Source organism: Lysobacter sp. 22409 (assembly GCF_052045105.1).
Lineage (GTDB): Bacteria > Pseudomonadota > Gammaproteobacteria > Xanthomonadales > Xanthomonadaceae > Lysobacter > Lysobacter antibioticus_B.
In genome coordinates this window covers 1-976 of sequence record NZ_JBQEOE010000111.1, presented here as the reverse complement: position 1 = coordinate 976, position 976 = coordinate 1, and the positions used below count along the sequence as shown (strand labels likewise).

General features: G+C 68.6%; 1 protein-coding gene. It reads right to left on the bottom strand.

The window, feature by feature from the left end:
- On the bottom strand, positions 1-976 hold a 976-nt coding region (locus tag ACTJJK_RS23190), incomplete at both ends, for a hypothetical protein (RefSeq protein WP_440731370.1).

Genomic DNA, 976 nt, shown 5'->3' with positions numbered 1-976 from the left:
TCGCCGGTGCCGTGACCGCCGCCGTCGATGACGTTGTTGAGCAGTGCGCCGTCGTTGAGCGTGAGCGTGTCGTCGCCCGCCGCCAGGTCGATGGTGCCGCTGCCGGCGACGGTGCCGGATACGTTCATGGTGTCGGCGCCGGCCGAGCCGGTATAGGTGCCGTCGACGTTCAAGCTGGCGCCGCCGGCCACGGTGGTGGTCACTGCACCGTCGATGCTGCCGGCCGCGCCGATGTCGAGGGTGCCGCCGTTGACGTTGACGGTGGTGAAGGCCGATGCCGCCGGGCCGTCGACGTTCAAGGTGCCGGTGTTGGTCTTGGTCAGGGTCTCGAAGTTGATCGCACCGCCCAAGGTCGCGCTGCCGGCGAGATCGGCGATGAAGGTGTCGGTGCCCGCGCCGCCGTCGACCGCGTTGGCCAATCCGGACAGGTCAGCGCCGTCCTGGATGGTGAAACTGTCGTCGCCGTCGAGCAGATCGAGGGTGCCGGCACCGGCCACCGTACCGGCCACGATGAAGCTGTCGCTGCCGGAGGTGCCGCTATAGCTGCCGTCCACTTGCAAGGTACTGCCGCTGGCGATCGTGGTGTTCTGCGCGACCACGGCGCCTGTCGCGGCGACGTTCAAGGTGCCGGCCAGCACGTCGACCGTGATGAAGTCCGAACTCGCCGGGCCGTTGATATTGAGCGTGCCGACACCGGTCTTGCTTAGGGTCTCGAAGCCTTGCACCGCTCCCAGGTCGGCGCTCAGCGCGATGTTGGCGTTGACATTGTCGATCCCGACCCCGCCCGCGACCGTGCCGACGATATCGGTGCCGTCGTGGATGGTCAGGCTGTCGTCGCCGGCGCCCAGGTCGAGAATGCCCGCGCCGGTGTCCAAGGTGCCGGAGATATCGAGCAGATCGCTGCCGTCGCCCAGATTGCCGGTGGCGAGCAGGCTCGCGCCGGCGGCCACGTTGACGGTGTTGGCGCCGGCGCTGC